9 protein-coding genes are annotated in these 15,596 nt (G+C 74.1%); 7 read left to right on the top strand and 2 right to left on the bottom strand.

Annotated features, from left to right (window positions below):
• Positions 1-14 precede the first annotated feature (14 nt).
• The gene (locus tag ACFSBI_RS09565) at positions 15-2,102 is read right to left on the bottom strand and encodes an alpha-1,4-glucan--maltose-1-phosphate maltosyltransferase (protein WP_377934352.1); all 2,088 of its coding nucleotides are present in this window, start codon (positions 2,100-2,102) and stop codon (positions 15-17) included.
• A gap of 158 nt (positions 2,103-2,260) precedes the next feature.
• Here ACFSBI_RS09565 and glgP point away from each other — a divergent pair, with 158 nt between their 5' ends.
• On the top strand, positions 2,261-4,846 hold the full coding sequence (glgP, locus tag ACFSBI_RS09560) for an alpha-glucan family phosphorylase (protein ID WP_377934350.1): 2,586 nt from the start codon (positions 2,261-2,263) through the stop codon (positions 4,844-4,846).
• Positions 4,847-5,405: 559 nt separating this feature from the next.
• On the opposite strand, the gene glgX is transcribed toward glgP, so the two are convergent.
• Positions 5,406-7,436 carry a glycogen debranching protein GlgX gene (gene glgX / locus ACFSBI_RS09555; protein ID WP_377934348.1) on the bottom strand — a complete coding sequence of 677 codons (2,031 nt, stop codon included), beginning with the start codon at positions 7,434-7,436 and terminating at the stop codon, positions 5,406-5,408.
• A 20-nt stretch (positions 7,437-7,456) separates the two neighbouring features.
• Between glgX and ACFSBI_RS09550 the strand changes: the two genes are divergently transcribed.
• From ACFSBI_RS09550 to gatB, 6 genes are read left to right on the top strand one after another with little or no spacing between them, the layout of a single operon-like run.
• Positions 7,457-8,596 carry a cysteine desulfurase family protein gene (locus tag ACFSBI_RS09550; protein ID WP_377934346.1) on the top strand — a complete coding sequence of 380 codons (1,140 nt, stop codon included), beginning with the start codon at positions 7,457-7,459 and terminating at the stop codon, positions 8,594-8,596.
• Positions 8,597-8,641: 45 nt separating this feature from the next.
• Complete coding sequence (mnmA, locus tag ACFSBI_RS09545; protein ID WP_377934344.1) at positions 8,642-9,745, top strand: tRNA 2-thiouridine(34) synthase MnmA; 1,104 nt, start codon at positions 8,642-8,644, stop codon at positions 9,743-9,745.
• 48 nt (positions 9,746-9,793) lie between these two features.
• Positions 9,794-12,115 (top strand): NAD-dependent DNA ligase LigA, encoded by a 2,322-nt coding sequence (ligA, locus tag ACFSBI_RS09540; protein ID WP_377934342.1) that lies wholly within the window; start codon positions 9,794-9,796, stop codon positions 12,113-12,115.
• A 35-nt stretch (positions 12,116-12,150) separates the two neighbouring features.
• Positions 12,151-12,462, top strand: coding sequence for an Asp-tRNA(Asn)/Glu-tRNA(Gln) amidotransferase subunit GatC (gatC, locus tag ACFSBI_RS09535; protein ID WP_377934341.1), 312 nt, complete (start codon positions 12,151-12,153; stop codon positions 12,460-12,462).
• Entirely contained in the window at positions 12,462-14,066 is a 1,605-nt protein-coding gene (gene gatA, locus ACFSBI_RS09530; protein ID WP_377934339.1) for an Asp-tRNA(Asn)/Glu-tRNA(Gln) amidotransferase subunit GatA, read from the top strand. Before gatC ends, gatA begins: the two co-directional genes overlap by 1 nt.
• On the top strand, positions 14,066-15,589 hold the full coding sequence (gene gatB / locus ACFSBI_RS09525; protein ID WP_377934337.1) for an Asp-tRNA(Asn)/Glu-tRNA(Gln) amidotransferase subunit GatB: 1,524 nt from the start codon (positions 14,066-14,068) through the stop codon (positions 15,587-15,589). Before gatA ends, gatB begins: the two co-directional genes overlap by 1 nt.
• Positions 15,590-15,596 lie beyond the last annotated feature (7 nt).

Genomic DNA, 15,596 nt, shown 5'->3' with positions numbered 1-15,596 from the left:
CCTCCTTGGTCTCGTCAGTCCTCGACCGACAGGATGTGCACGGGCTCGACGAACGGGTCGAGCCGGACGTAGGCGTCGGCGCCCCACTGGTAGACCGCGCCGGTCACCAGGTCGCGGACGGTGATCACGTCGCCCGGGCTCCGGCCGATGCGGGTCAGGTCCAGGTGGACCATGGTCTCCCTGGCCCCGTGGGGGTCGAGGTTCGCGACGACGACGATCGTGTCGTCGGCGCCGCCGGTGAACTCCGCGTCGAGATGCTTGCTGTACGCGATCACCGCGTCGGAGTCGGTCGGGTGGATCGCGACGTTCCGCAGCTGGCCGAGCGCCGGGTGGTCGCGGCGGATGCCGTTCAGGCGGGCCAGGTACGGCGCGAGCGTCCGGCCGAGCATCGCGGCCTTCGCCCAGTCGCGCGGGCGGTACTCGTACTTCTCGTTGTCGATGTTCTCCTCGGCGCCGGGCCGGGCGACGTTCTCGATCAGCTCGTAGCCGGAGTAGACCCCCCAGCTCGGCACGCTCGTCGCGGCGAGCGCCGCGCGGATGCGGTACGCGGCCTCGCCGCCGAACTGCAGGTACGGCGTGAGGATGTCGTGGGTGTTGACGAAGAAGTTCGGGCGCAGGTAGTCCGCCGTCTCGGTCGACAGCTCGACGAGGTACTCCGCCAGCTCCTCCTTCGTGTTGCGCCAGGTGAAGTAGGTGTAGCTCTGCTGGAAGCCGACCTTCGCGAGGCCGCGCATCATCGGCGGCCGGGTGAACGCCTCGGACAGGAAGATCGCGTCGGGGTACTCGGCGTTCACGTCGTGCAGCAGCCGCTCCCAGAAGCCGAGCGGCTTCGTGTGCGGGTTGTCGACCCGGAAGATGCGGACGCCCCGGTCGAGCCAGACCTGGAAGACGCGGCGCATCTCGAGGTACGAGCCCTCGGGGTCGTTGTCGAAGTTCAGGGGGTAGATGTCCTGGTACTTCTTCGGCGGGTTCTCCGCGTAGGCGATGGAGCCGTCCGGCAGCGTCGTGAACAGCTCCGGGTGCTCGGTCACCCAGGGGTGGTCCGGGCTCGCCTGCAGCGCGATGTCGAGCGCGATCTCGAGGTGCAGCCGCCTCGCCGCCTCGAGGAAGGCGTCGAAGTCCTCCCAGGTGCCGAGGTCCGGGTGGATCGCGTCGTGGCCGCCGTCGGGCGAGCCGATGCCGTAGGGGGAGCCGGGGTCGTGGGGGCCCGCGTGCAGGGTGTTGTTCGGGCCCTTGCGGTTGGTGCGACCGATCGGGTGGATCGGCGGGATGTAGACGACGTCGAAGCCCATCTCCGCGATCGCGGGCAGCCGCTGTGCGGCCGTCCGGAAGGTGCCGCTGGTCCACGAGCCGTCCTCGTGCTGCACCGCGCCCTCGGACCGGGGGAAGAACTCGTACCACGAGCCGCGGCCGGCGCGCAGCCGCTCCACGCGCAGGCGGCGCTCGGGCCCCTCGGTGACGAGGCTGCGGATCGGCGTCTCGGCGATCGCGCGGGCGAGCCGGTCCTCGCGCGTCAGCCGCAGCCGCGTGGCGGGGTCCTGACCGGTGTCGCGCAGGGCGCTCGCCGTGTCGCGCAGCAGCGCGCGGACGTCGTCGGCCCGGTCCTCGTCCGCGGCCCGCTCGAGCAGCCGCGCGGCGGACTCGAACATGAGCTCCACGTCGATGCCGGCTGGCACCTTGATGTCGGCGTCGTGCAGCCAGGTGCCCCAGTCATCGAGCCACGCGACCAGGCGCCAGGTCCAGAAGCCGGTCTCGTCCGTCAGCACGGAGGCGGTCCACCGGCCGAGGCCCGGGTTCACCTGCTCCATCCGGCGCTCGATCCGGCGGCCCGACGGGGTCGTCAGCACGACGGCGGCGTCGATGACGTCGTGCCCCTCCTTGAACACGGTCGCGGAGAACGGCACGACCTCGCCGTCGAACGCCTTCGCGGGCCACAGGTCGTCGGGCTGCTGCGGCGCGAGGTCGAGGATCGGGATGCGGCCGAGCACGGGGTGCCACGACTCGCTGACGACGCGCCCGCGGGTCGCGGGCCGATCGCGGGTCCCGGCGCCGGAGCGCGTGCGGACGGGGTCGGGTCCGGTCACTTCCTTGGAGTCGGCCACGGGGTCACTGTAGGGACCGGGGGTCGACGCGGTCTGGGGGTCTCCTGACCCGCGGCGGGCGCGGCCGGCCGGGCCGCTGATCGCTCCTGACCGCCGTCACCCCCATCGCCTATGGTGACCGGAGGCCGTGCCCGAGGGAATGAGGAGTCGTCCCGCTCGTGAAAGCAATCCGCCGCTTCACCGTCCGCACCGTCCTCCCGGAGGCCCTCTCGGCGCTCGACGCGCTCGCCGCGAACCTCCGCTGGTCGTGGCACCAGCCGACGCGGGACCTCTTCGAGGAGGTCGCCCCGGAGATCTGGGCGCGCATCGCGGGCGACCCCGTCGCGCTGCTCGGCGCCGTGAGCCCCGCGCGGCTCGACGAGCTGGCCCGCGACCAGGAGTTCGTCGGCCGCGCCAACGCGCTGCGCGACGACCTGGCGACCTACACCTCCGAGCCGCGCTGGTACCAGACGCTGTCCGACGCGCCGAGGCACATCGCCTACTTCTCGGCCGAGTTCGGCATCGCGGCCGCGCTGCCGCAGTACTCCGGCGGCCTCGGCATCCTCGCCGGCGACCACCTGAAGAGCGCGTCCGACCTCGGGCTGCCTCTGACGGGCATCGGCCTCTTCTACCGTGCGGGCTACTTCAAGCAGTCGATCTCCGCGGACGGCTGGCAGCAGGAGGCGTACCCGGTCCTGGACCCGGACGGGCTGCCGCTGACGCTGACGCGGCACCCGGACGGCGCGCCCGCGCTCGTCTCGCTCGCGCTGCCGCACGGCCGCACCCTGCACGCGCACGTGTGGCAGGTGGCCGTCGGCCGGGTGACCCTGCTGCTGCTCGACACCGACATCCCCGACAACGAGGAGTCGCTGCGCGGCGTGACCGACCGCCTCTACGGCGGCGGCGGGGAGCACCGCCTGCTGCAGGAGCTGCTGCTCGGCGTCGGCGGCGTGCGCGCGCTGCGCCTCTGGACGGAGATCACGGGCCGGCCGCAGGCGGAGGTCTTCCACGCCAACGAGGGCCACGCCGGCTTCCAGGGCCTCGAGCGGATCTCGACGCTGATCCACGACGGGCTCTCCTTCGGCGAGGCGCTGCAGGTCGTCCGCGCCGGCACCGTGTTCACGACGCACACGCCGGTGCCCGCGGGCATCGACCGCTTCGACCGGGGCCTCATCGAGCAGTACTTCTCCGGCGACCTGCTGCCGGGTGTCGACGTGTGGGAGGTGCTCGCCCTCGGCGGCGAGAACTACCCGGGCGGATCGCCCGACGTCTTCAACATGGCGGTCATGGGGCTCCGGCTCGGGCAGCACGCCAACGGCGTCTCGGTGCTGCACGGCGAGGTGAGCCGCGGCATGTTCAACGGGCTCTGGCCGGGCTTCGACGCCTCCGACGTGCCGATCACCTCTGTGACGAACGGCGTGCACGCCCCCACCTGGACCGACCCGCTGCTGCTCGAGCTGGCCGAGCGCCGGCTCGGCACCTCGGACACGACCGCGGCGGACTGGGGGAGCGGCGCGGTCTCGGACGCCGAGCTGTGGACGGTGCGGAACGCGATGCGCGCGAACCTCGTCGCCGACGCCCGGCGCCGCGTGACGGCGGCCTGGCGCGAGGAGAACCCGGGGGCCACGCCGCCCGCGTGGTTCGACGAGCTGCTCGACCCGGACGTGCTGACCATCGGGTTCGCACGCCGCGTCCCGACCTACAAGCGGCTGACGCTGATGCTCGAGGACGAGGACCGCCTCGCCTCCCTCCTGACCCACAAGAAGCGCCCGATCCAGCTGGTGATCGCCGGCAAGTCGCACCCGGCCGACGACGAGGGCAAGCGGCTGATCCAGAAGCTGGTCCGCTTCACGCAGGACCCGGACCTGCGGCGCCGCATCGTGTTCCTGCCGAACTACGACATCGCGATGGCGCAGGTGCTCTACCCGGGCACGGACATCTGGCTGAACAACCCGCTGCGCCCGCTCGAGGCGTGCGGCACCTCCGGCATGAAGGCGGCGCTGAACGGCTCGCTCAACCTGTCGATCCTCGACGGCTGGTGGAACGAGTACTACGACGGCGAGGACGGCTGGGCGATCCCCTCCGCCGACGCCGCGGGCGACGCGGAGGAGCGCGACACGCTCGAGGCCGAGAGCATGTACGACCTGATCGAGAACCAGATCGCCCCCCGGTTCTACCGCCGGGACGCGAAGGGGGTCCCGGGGCGCTGGCTGAAGTCGGTCCGGCACACGCTGGCGACGCTCTCGCCCGAGCTGTCCGCCGACCGCATGGTCCGCGAGTACGTGAACCGGCTCTACACCCCGGCCGCCGTCGCCGCACGCAGCATCTCGGCGTCCGACTTCGCAGGCGGCCGGGAGCTGGCCGCCTGGAAGGGCGTCGTCTCCGCGGGCTGGGAGGGCGTGTCGGTCGTGCACGTCGAGTCGGGCGGCCTCGCCGCCGTGCCGCAGGTCGGCGACCGGCTGCACGTGCGCGCGCAGGTGCAGCTCGGCTCGCTGTCCCCGGACGACGTCGCCGTCGAGGTGGTCTACGGCACCAGCCGCGAGGGCGACGACCTCGTCGGCACCGCGACGGTGGAGCTCGCCCCGCTGGACGACGACACCTCGGCCGCGACGACCGGCCCGATCGCGCTCGACGGCTCCCGCACCTTCGCCGGCACCGTCACCCTGTCGCGGCCGGGCTCGTTCGGCTACAACGTGCGCGTCGTGCCGAAGAACGAGTACCTCGCCGACCCCGCCGAGATGGGCCTCGTCGCCGTCGCGCACTGAGTTCATCCCCGCGGAGCGCCGCCGCTCGGCGACCGGCAGCAGGACCTCCGCCCTTCAGCAGGAGATACGCCCGACGCATCTCCTGCTGAAGGGACGAGATCCTGCTGATGGGATCTCGGCAACCGGAAGGGGACGGAAGCGGTCCCGCCTCGCTCCGCTCCGCTCCGAGCCCGAGCCCGCGCCCACGCCGTTGGTCGAGGTGCGAGCGCAGCGAGCCTCGAGACCACCCGAGCCACGAGCAGGAGGTTCCAGGCGCGCATCCCGCCTCGAGCAGGAACGGGAGAGCCCTTCAGCAGGAACGGGGGAGCGCTTCAGCAGGAACGGGGACCGTCAGCAGGAACAGAGCGGCGAGTTCTTCCTGCTGTAGGTGACGGTTCCTGCTCAAGGACTCGCGAAGGCGAGCCGGCGGACTCGCGAAGGCTGGCGAACGCGGGGGACGGGACGTGCCGCCGCGCGGCGCCGGGGCAGGAGCGCTTCAGCAGGAACGGCGACCTCCAGCAGGAGCAGGGCGACGGTCTCTTCCTGCCGATGGTCTCCGTTCCTGCTCAAGGGCTCCCGGTCAGGTCGGGGCGGGGGAGGCGCGGTAGAGCAGGAGGGTCGGGCCGTCGATCGCGACGTGCTCGCGCAGCGCGTGGTGCGTGCCGCGGGCCGAGTCGTCGGCGCTCGACCACAGCAGCTCGTAGCCGCCGATGCCCTCGTGGGCCGGCAGCGCCACCCGCATCGGCGTCTCGTCGCCGTGCACGACCAGCAGGGTCGCGCTGCCGGGGACGGCGGCGAGGTACTGCAGCGTCCGGTTCTCCGGGGCGTTCCACGCGGCGTCGTCCATCGGGCGGCCGTCCGCGTTGAACCAGTGCATCTCGTTCGCGCTGCCCGCGGTCGCGAAGGTCGTCGGCGTCAGCGCCGGGTTCTCCCGGCGCGCGGCGAGGAGGCGTCGCACGACGTCGTGGAGGTCCGACTGCCAGTCGGCGAGGTGCCAGCCCAGCCAGGTGACGGGGCCGTCCTGGCAGTACGCGTTGTTGTTGCCCCGCTGCGTCCGCCCGAGCTCGTCGCCCGCGACGAGCATCGGCACGCCCGCCGACAGCAGCAGGGTGCCGAGCAGGTTCCGCATCGCGCGGCGGCGGTCCCGCAGCACCCGCTCGGAGCGCGTCGGCCCCTCGACGCCGAAGTTGAAGGAGCGGTTGTCGTCCGCGCCGTCGCGGTTCGACTCGCCGTTGCCGACGTTGTGCTTTCCGTTGTAGGCGGTCAGGTCCGCCAGCGTGAAGCCGTCGTGCGCGGTGACGAAGTTCAGGCTCGCGAGCGGCCCCCGCTCGGCGGAGAAGCGCCAGGACGACCCGGCCAGCTGGTTCGCGAGCGCGCCGATCCCCGTGCGGGCGAGGCCGCCGCCGCGGGCGACCGCGGTGTCCGTCAGCCAGAAGTCGCGGACCGTGTCGCGGTAGCCGTCGTTCCACTCCGACCACCCGGCGGGGAAGCCGCCGGTCTGCCAGCCGCCCATCCCGACGTCCCACGGCTCGGCGATCAGCTTCACGTCCGCCAGCCGCGGGTCGGACTGCAGGTCCTGCAGCATCGCCGCCCGCGGGTCGAAGGTCAGGTGCTCGTCGCGGCCGAGGGTGACGGCGAGGTCGAAGCGGAAGCCGTCGACCTGCATCTCGTTCGCCCAGTAGGCGACGGAGTCGAGGATCATCCTCCGGGTCTGCGGCTGCGACGCGTCGAGGCTGTTGCCGCACCCGGTCGTGTCGATGTAGCGGCCCTCGTCGGTCTGCCGGTAGTACGTGCTGCTGTCGAGCCCCCGGAGGCCCTGCACCGGCCCGGCTGGCCCCTCCTCGGCGGTGTGGTTGTAGACGACGTCGAGCCAGACCTCGAGGCCCGCCTCGTGCAGCAGCCGCACCATGCCCTTGAACTCCGTGAGCACCGCCTGCGGGCCGGCCGCCTGCGCCGGCAGGGAGGCGTAGAGGGGGTGCGGCGCGAAGTACCCGACCGTGTTGTAGCCCCAGTAGTTCATGAGGCCCTGCTTCATCAGCCGCCGCTCGCTCGCGAACGCGTGCACGGGCAGCAGCTCGACCGCGGTGACGCCGAGGTCCTTCAGGTACGCGATCGTCGACTCGTGCGCGAGGCCTGCGTAGGTGCCGCGCAGGGCGCGCGGCACGCTCCGCAGCTCCTTCGTCAGCCCCTTGACGTGGGCCTCGTAGACGACGGTGTCCTGCAGCGGGGTGCCGGGCTTCCGCACCCCGCCCCAGTCGAAGCCGTCGTCGACGACGGCGCTGCGCCACGAGTCCTGGTCCAGGCGGACGATCCCGCGGCCGTACGGGTCGAGCAGCTGCTTCGAGCGGTCGAACGCGTGCCGGGGGCCCTCGGGCCCCTGCGCGCGCACCGCGTAGCGGCGACCAGGGGTGAGCAGCGCGGAGCGCCCCGTCCAGACGCCCGCGTCGTCGCGCCGCATCCGGACCGTGCGCTCGACCCAGCTCGCGTCCCGCTCGTTCAGCAGGCACAGCTCCATCGAGGTGGCCGTGGCGCTCGCGACGCGCAGCGTGCCGCCCTCGTCCGACAGCCGGACCCCCAGGTCGCGGAAGGGGTCGTCCTCGGCGGCGTCCACGCGCCTACCCTATTGACGCGATGCCCGCCTACCTCGATCACGCGGCGGGGACGACGCTGCGTGCCGCGGCCGCGGAAGCGCTGGTCGCGGGCCTGTCCGCCGCGGGCAACCCGTCGTCGGTGCACCGGCACGGGCAGGCGGCGCGCGCGGTGCTGGAGGAGGCGCGCGAGCGGCTCGCCGCCGCCGCCGGCTGCGAGCCGGTCGAGGTGCTCCTCACCTCGGGCGGCACGGAGGCCGTGAACCTCGCCGTCCTGGGCGGCTGGGGCGCGCGCAGGAGGGCGGGACGGGACGTGCTGCTGCTGCCGGGCGGCGAGCACGCAGCGACGACCGGGGCGGCCGCAGCGGTCGAGGCGCGGGGCGGGCGCGTCGTGCCGCTGCCGGTCGACGCCGAGGCGCGGCTCCACCCGGCGACGGTCGGGGCGGCGGCCGGCCCCGATGTGGCGCTGCTGACCGTGCTGGCGGCCAACAACGAGGTCGGCACGCTCAACGACGTGGCGGCGCTGACCGCGGCGGCGGGCGAGGTCCCGGTGCACGTGGACGCGATCGCGGCGTTCGGCTCGGTCCCGGTCGACTTCGCCGGCAGCGGGGCGGCGCTGATGAGCCTCTCCTCGGTCAAGGTCGGCGGTCCCGCCGGGGTCGGCGCGCTGCTCGCCCGGCGGGACGCGGCCCTCGACCCGCTGCTGCTCGGCGGCGGGCAGGAGCGCGGGCTGCGCGCCGGCACCCCGTCCGCGCCGCTCGCGCTCGCCTTCGCCGTCGCGGCGGAGGAGGCCGTCGCCGGGCTCGCCGCCGAGGCGGCACGGGTCGCGGCGCTGCGGGACCGGGCGCTGGCGGGGCTCCGGGAGGTCCTCCCCGGCGCGGTGCTGAGGGGCGCGCCGCCGGGCGGCGGGAGGCTGCCGGGCAACCTGCACGTGACGGTCCCGGGCGTGGAGGGGGAGTCGGTGCTGCTGCTGCTCGACGCCGCTGGCATCTCCGTCAGCACCGGCTCGGCCTGCCTCGCGGGCGTGACCCGGCTCTCCCCGGTGCTGGCCGCGATGGGCGTGCCCGACCCGGAGGCCGCGGGCGCGGTGCGCATCACGTTCGGGCACAGCTCCGCGGAGGCCGACGTCGACGCGCTGCTCGCGGCCCTGCCCGCCGTCGCGCGGGTCGCGTCGCGGCACTGAGGCCGTCGAGCCCGCAGATCCCCGGGGGCTGCCTACCCTGGAGGGGTGCGGGTGCTGGCGGCGATGAGCGGGGGCGTGGACTCGGCGGTCGCCGCGGCGCGCGCCGTCGAGGCCGGCCACGACGTCACCGGCGTGCACCTCGCGCTGAACCGCAACGCGGGGACGCTGCGCGAGGGCGCCCGCGGCTGCTGCACGATCGAGGACGCCCTCGACGCCCGCCGCGTCGCGGACGCGATCGGCATCCCGTTCTACGTGTGGGACTTCAGCGACCGCTTCGCCGAGGAGGTCGTCGACGACTTCGTCGCGGAGTACGCCGCCGGCCGGACGCCGAACCCGTGCCTGCGCTGCAACGAGCGGATCAAGTTCGCGGCGCTCCTCGACCGCGCGGTCGCGCTCGGGTTCGACGCGGTCTGCACCGGCCACTACGCCGTGCTGCGGATCGGCGCGGACGGCGGCCGCGAGCTGCACCGGGCGAGCGACGAGGCGAAGGACCAGTCGTACGTGCTCGGCGTGCTGACCGCGGAGCAGCTCGCGCACGCGATGTTCCCGCTCGGGGAGACGCCCTCCAAGGCGGTCGTCCGCGCCGAGGCGGCGGCCCGCGGCTTCCGGGTCGCCGCGAAGCCGGACAGCCACGACGTCTGCTTCATCCCGGACGGCGACACCCGCGGGTGGCTCGCCGCGCGCCTCGGCGAGGAGCCGGGCGCCGTCGTGGACGAGGACGGCGTCGAGGTCGGCCGGCACGGCGGCGCCGTCGCCTACACGGTCGGGCAGCGGCGCGGCCTCTCCCTCTCCCGCCCCGCGCCGGACGGCAGGCCGCGCTTCGTGCTCGAGGTGAAGCCCGCGTCGAACACCGTCGTCGTCGGCCCGAAGGAGGCGCTCGCGGTCGTCGAGCTCGCGGGCGCGCGGACCAGCTGGGCCGGGTCCGCCCCCGACGGCCTCGAGGACGGGATCGCGTGCGAGGTGCAGGTGCGCGCGCACGCGGACCCGGTGCCCGCGACCGCCCGCCTGGTCGGGGGCGAGCTGGTGGTGCGGCCGACGGACCCGATCGCGGGCCTCGCGCCGGGGCAGAGCGCCGTGCTGTACGCCGGCACCCGCGTGCTCGGCCAGACGACGGTCGACCGCACGGCCCGAGCGAGCCCGGCGGCCTGATCACGGTCGCCTTTCGGCCTGTCGGAGGGCGCCTCTAGGCTCACCCGCATGACGGACACGGCGACCGCCCCCGCGGCCGAGGTCGACGCGCTGACCGCGCGCATCACCGCCCTGCGCCACGAGTACTACGAGGGCAACGCGTCGACGGCCTCCGACCAGGAGTACGACGGCCTGGTCCGCCGGCTGCAGCAGCTGGAGCGCGAGCACCCGGAGCTGCTGCGGCCCGACAGCCCGACCCAGACGGTCGGCGGCACGCCGCAGAGCACGCTGTTCGCGCCCGTCGTGCACGCCGAGCCGATGCTGAGCCTCGACAACGTCTTCAGCGCGTCGGAGCTCGAGGCGTGGGCGGAGCGCGTGCGCCGCGACGCCGCGAGGTCCGCGCCCGAGCGGCCGATCCGGTGGCTGTCGGAGCTGAAGATCGACGGCCTCGCGATCAACCTGCGCTACGAGCGCGGCGCGCTCGTCTCGGCGGCGACCCGCGGCGACGGCACCACCGGCGAGGACGTGACCGAGAACGTGCGCGTGATGGGCACGATCCCGTTCCGGCTGGCGGGGGAGGGGCACCCTGACCTCGTCGAGGTGCGCGGCGAGATCTTCTTCCCCGTCGCCGCCTTCGACGAGCTGAACGCGCGGCAGGTCGCCGCCGGCGAGCGGGTCTTCGCGAACCCGCGCAACGCGGCGGCCGGCTCGCTCAGGCAGAAGCGGGAGGGGAAGACGGGCGAGAGGCTGGCGCTCGTCGACGCCCGGCTGCAGAGCCTTCGCATGCTCGTGCACGGCATCGGCGCGTGGCCGGTCGCCGCCATCGAGCGCGACGCGGCGACCGGCGGCGGCCCCGTCGAGTCGCAGAGCGCCGTGTACGACCTGCTCGCCTCGTGGGGCCTGCCGATCTCGACCCACTTCCGCGTGCTCGACGAGCTGTCCGAGGTGGAGGCGTTCATCGAGCGCACCGGGCGGGAGCGGAACGCGGTCGAGCACCAGATCGACGGCGTCGTGGTGAAGGTCGACGACCTCGAGCTGCACGCGGCGCTCGGCGCCCGCAGCGCGACGCCGCGCTGGGCGACGGCGTACAAGTACCCGCCGGAGGAGGTGCACACGAAGCTGCTCGACATCGTCGTCTCCGTCGGCCGCACCGGGCGCGCGACGCCCTTCGCCCAGATGGAGCCCGCGGAGGTCGCGGGCTCGGTCGTGCGGCAGGCGACGCTGCACAACCAGGACGTCGTGCGCCAGAAGGGCGTCCTGATCGGCGACACGGTCGTGCTGCGGAAGGCCGGCGACGTGATCCCCGAGGTGCTCGGCCCCGTCGTCGAGCTACGCGACGGCACCGAGCGCGAGTTCGTGATGCCGACGGACTGCCCGGAGTGCGGCACCCCGCTGAAGCCGGCGAAGGAGGGCGACGTCGACCTGCGCTGCCCGAACGCCCGCAGCTGCCCCGCGCAGGTGCGCGGCCGCGTCGAGCACATCGGCAGCCGCGGCTCCCTCGACATCGAGGCGCTCGGCGAGGTGACGGCCGCCGCGCTGACGCAGCCGTCCGAGCCGGCCCAGCCGCCGCTCGTCACCGAGGCCGGACTGTTCGACCTGACCATGGACGACCTGCTGCCGATCCGGGTCGTCCCGCGCGACGCCGAGACCGGGGCGCCGCGGCTGCACGACGACGGCACCCCGAAGCGGCTCGCGCCGTTCGAGCGCAACGCGAACGCGGACGAGCGCCGCGCGGCCAAGGAGGCGGGCGCACCGCTCGAGCCGGGCGCGCGCGTGCCGTCGAAGCAGGCGGTCGACCTGCTCGCGAACCTCGAGGCGGCGAAGACCCGCGACCTGTGGCGCTACCTGGTCGGCCTGTCGATCCGGCACGTCGGGCCGGTCGCCGCACGGGCGCTCGCGGGCCACTTCGGCTCGGTCGCGGCGATCCGCGCTGCGACGCGGGACGAGCTGGCCGCCGTCGACGGCGTCGGCCCGATCATCGCGGATGCGCTGATCGACTGGTTCGGCGTCGACTGGCACGTCGAGATCGTCGACCGGTGGGCCGCGGCGGACGTCCGGCTCGAGATCCCGGGGCACCCGGGGCCGCAGGCCGTCGAGGCGATGCCGAAGGGGCCGCTCGACGGCCTCTCGATCGTCGTCACCGGCACCGTGGAGGGCTTCAGCCGCGAGGAGGCGGAGGAGGCGATCACCTCCCGGGGCGGCAAGGCGGCCGGCAGCGTCTCGAAGCGCACCGCCTTCGTCGTGATCGGCGAGAACCCGGGAGCCAGCAAGCTGACGAAGGCGGAGGCGCTCGGCACGCCGCAGCTGGACGCCGACGGCTTCCGCCGCCTGCTCGAGGAGGGTCCGGACGCCGTCCGGCCCGCGGACGAGGACGAGGACGAGGAGGCCTGATCTCGCCCCCGCACGCCGCTCCTAGGATGGAATCCATGCCCGACGCACCCCCGGTGATCTCCGTCGCCGACGTCCAGCACCTCGCGGGCCTGGCCCGCATCGCCCTCGCCCCGGACGAGATCGAGCACCTCGCGGGGGAGCTCACGCAGATCGTCGACTCCGTGCGCAAGGTGCAGGAGGTCGCGACGCCCGACGTCCCCGCCACCAGCCACCCGCTGCCGCTCGTCAACGTGCTGCGCGCCGACGAGCCGAGCGCCGTGCTGACGCAGGAGCAGGTGCTCTCCGGGGCGCCCGCCGCCCGCGACGGCCGCTTCCAGGTGCCCGCCATCCTCGGTGAGGAGCAGTAGTGGCCGCCGCGCACGAGCTGATCCGCTGGTCCGCCGCCGAGCTCGCGGAGCGCCTCGCCGCCCGCGACGTCTCGAGCGTCGAGGCGACCCGGGCCCACGTCGACCGCATCGCGCAGGTCGACGCCGACGTGCACGCGTTCCTCCACGTGGCGGGGGAGGCCGCGCTCGCCCGGGCGGAGGAGATCGACCGCGCCCGTGCTGCGGGCGAGGCGCTCGGCCCGCTCGCCGGCGTGCCGGTGGCGATCAAGGACGTGCTCTGCACGAGCGACATGCCCTCGACGGCGGCCTCCAAGATCCTCGAGGGCTGGATCCCGCCGTACGACGCGACCCCCGTCGCGCGGCTGCGCGCTGCCGGCCTCGTCCCGCTCGGCAAGACCAACATGGACGAGTTCGCCATGGGGTCGTCCACCGAGTACTCCGCGTACGGCCCGACCCGGAACCCCTGGGACCTGACCCGCATCCCGGGCGGCTCCGGCGGCGGCTCGGCGGCCGCGGTCGCCGCGTTCGAGGCGCCGCTCGCGCTCGGCTCCGACACGGGGGGCTCGATCCGGCAGCCCGCCGCCGTCACCGGCACGGTCGGCGTCAAGCCGACCTACGGCGGCGTCAGCCGCTTCGGCGCGATCGCGCTCGCCTCGAGCCTCGACCAGGTCGGGCCGGTGTCGCGGAGCGTCCTCGACGCCGCGCTCGTCCACGACGTCATCGGCGGTCACGACCCGCTCGACGCGACCAGCCTCGAGGGCCCGTGGCCGTCGATGGCGGACGCGGCCCGGGAGGGCGCCGCGAGCGGCTCGCTCGCCGGGGTCCGCGTCGGCGTCGTGAAGGAGCTGAACGGCTCCGGCTTCCAGGCCGGCGTGCGGCAGCGGTTCGGCGAGGCGCTGAAGGCCATGGCGGACGCGGGCGCCGAGATCGTCGAGGTCGAGGCCCCGCACTTCGAGTACGCGATCAGCGCCTACTACCTGATCCTGCCCGCGGAGGCGTCGAGCAACCTCGCGAAGTACGACGCGGTCCGCTTCGGCCTCCGGGTCGACCCGGGCGGAGCGACGACCGAGCAGATGATGGCGCTCACCCGCGAGGCGGGCTTCGGCCCCGAGGTGAAGCGGCGGATCATCCTCGGCACCTATGCGCTGTCGGCCGGCTACTACGACGCCTACTACGGCAGCGCGCAGCAGGTCCGCACGCTCGTCCAGCGCGACTTCGCCGCGGCGTTCGCGCAGGCGGACGTGCTCGTGTCGCCGTCCACGCCGACCACGGCGTTCCCGTTCGGGTCGAAGACGGCGGACCCGCTCGAGATGTACCTGAACGACGTGACGACGATCCCGGCGAACCTCGCGGGCGTGCCCGGGATGGGCCTGCCGATCGGCCTCGCGCCGGAGGACGGCCTGCCGGTCGGGCTGCAGATCATGGCGCCGGCCCGGGAGGACGCCCGGCTGTACCGCGTGGGCGCGGTGGTCGAGCGGCTGATGGAGTCCGCCTGGGGCGGCCCGCTGCTCGCGCAGGCGCCCGACCTCGGCTCGGGGCTCGCCCGGCCCGAGGAGCTCGTGACGACGCCGGGCACCGCGCCCGCGCCGGGCGCGGGCACCGAGCCGGACGGAGGGACCCGCTGATGGCCGCAGGTGCGACCGATGTGCTGATGGGCTTCGACGAGGCGCTCGAGCGCTACGAGCCGGTGCTCGGCTTCGAGGTGCACGTCGAGCTGTCGACCGCCACGAAGATGTTCAGCGGCGCCCCGAACCCGGCCGCGCCGGGGATCGACGCCGCGCTGCCGAACACGCTGGTGGCGCCCGTGGACATGGGCCTGCCGGGTGCGCTGCCGGTCGTGAACGCGACCGCGGTGCGGTACTCGATCTCGCTCGGGCTCGCGCTCGGCTGCTCGATCGCGCCGTCCAGCCGCTTCGCCCGGAAGAACTACTTCTACCCGGACCTCGGCAAGAACTACCAGATCAGCCAGTACGACGAGCCAATCGCGTTCGAGGGCTCGGTCGAGGTGGAGCTGGAGGACGGCACCGCCTGGACCGTGCCGATCGAGCGCGCCCACATGGAGGAGGACGCCGGCAAGCTGACGCACGTCGGCGGCGCGACCGGCCGCATCCAGGGCGCCGACCACTCCCTGGTCGACTACAACCGCGCCGGCGTGCCGCTCGTCGAGATCGTCACGAAGCCGATCTTCGGCGCCGAGCACAGGGCGCCTGAGATCGCGAAGGCGTACGTCGCCACCATCCGCGACATCGTGCGCTCGCTCGGCATCTCCGAGGCCCGCATGGAGCGCGGCAACCTGCGCTGCGACGCGAACGTCTCGCTGCGGCCGCGCGGCGAGCAGCGGCTCGGCACGCGCACCGAGACGAAGAACGTGAACAGCCTGCGCTCGGTCGAGCGCGCGGTCCGCTACGAGATCCAGCGCCAGGCGGCGGTGCTCGCCGCCGGCGGCACGATCCTGCAGGAGACGCGGCACTGGCACGAGGACACCGGCACGACCAGCTCGGGCCGGCCGAAGTCCGACGCGGACGACTACCGCTACTTCCCGGAGCCGGACCTGCTGCCGGTGCAGCCGTCGCCCGAGCTGATCGAGGAGCTGCGCGCCGCCCTGCCGGAGAGCCCCGCCGCCTTCCGCCGACGCCTGCAGGCCGACTACGGCTTCACCGACGCCGAGTTCCGCGACATCGTGAACGCGAACGTGCTGGCGGAGCTGGAGGAGACGGTGGCGAAGGGCGCCGCACCCGCGCAGGCGCGCAAGTGGTGGCTCGGCGAGATCCTGCGGGTCGCGAACGCCCGCGGCGTCGAGCCCGGCACGCTGGTCTCGCCGCTGCACGTCAGCGAGCTGATCGCGCTGACCGAGAACGGCGACCTGACCGACCGCCTCGCCCGCCAGGTGCTCGAGCACGTGATCGCGGGGGAGGGGTCTCCCGAGGAGGTCGTCACGGCCCGCGGCCTCAAGGTCGTGTCGGACGACTCGGCGCTGATCGCGGCGATCGACGCCGCGCTCTCGGACCAGCCGGACGTGCTGCAGAAGATCCGCGACGGCAAGGTGCAGGCCGCCGGCGCGGTCATCGGCGCGGTGATGAAGGCGATGCGCGGTCAGGCCGACGCGGCCCGCGTGCGCGAGCTGGTGCTGGAGCGCGCCTCCTCCTGAGCCCGCG

The organism is Amnibacterium endophyticum, from assembly GCF_042680685.1.
Taxonomy (GTDB): Bacteria; Actinomycetota; Actinomycetes; order Actinomycetales; family Microbacteriaceae; genus Amnibacterium; species Amnibacterium endophyticum.
The sequence above is the reverse complement of the archived record's forward strand: the minus strand, read 5'-3'. Positions and strand labels throughout refer to the sequence as shown.

What these genes read in the sequence shown, in the direction of transcription:
- ACFSBI_RS09550 (WP_377934346.1), top strand. Translation starts at nt 7,457, where the DNA reads ATGCCCGCCTACCTCGATCACGCGGCGGGGACGACGCTGCGTGCCGCG.
- ligA (WP_377934342.1), top strand. Translation starts at nt 9,794, where the DNA reads ATGACGGACACGGCGACCGCCCCCGCGGCCGAGGTCGACGCGCTGACC.
- gatC (WP_377934341.1), top strand. Translation starts at nt 12,151, where the DNA reads ATGCCCGACGCACCCCCGGTGATCTCCGTCGCCGACGTCCAGCACCTC.
- gatB (WP_377934337.1), top strand. Translation starts at nt 14,066, where the DNA reads ATGGCCGCAGGTGCGACCGATGTGCTGATGGGCTTCGACGAGGCGCTC.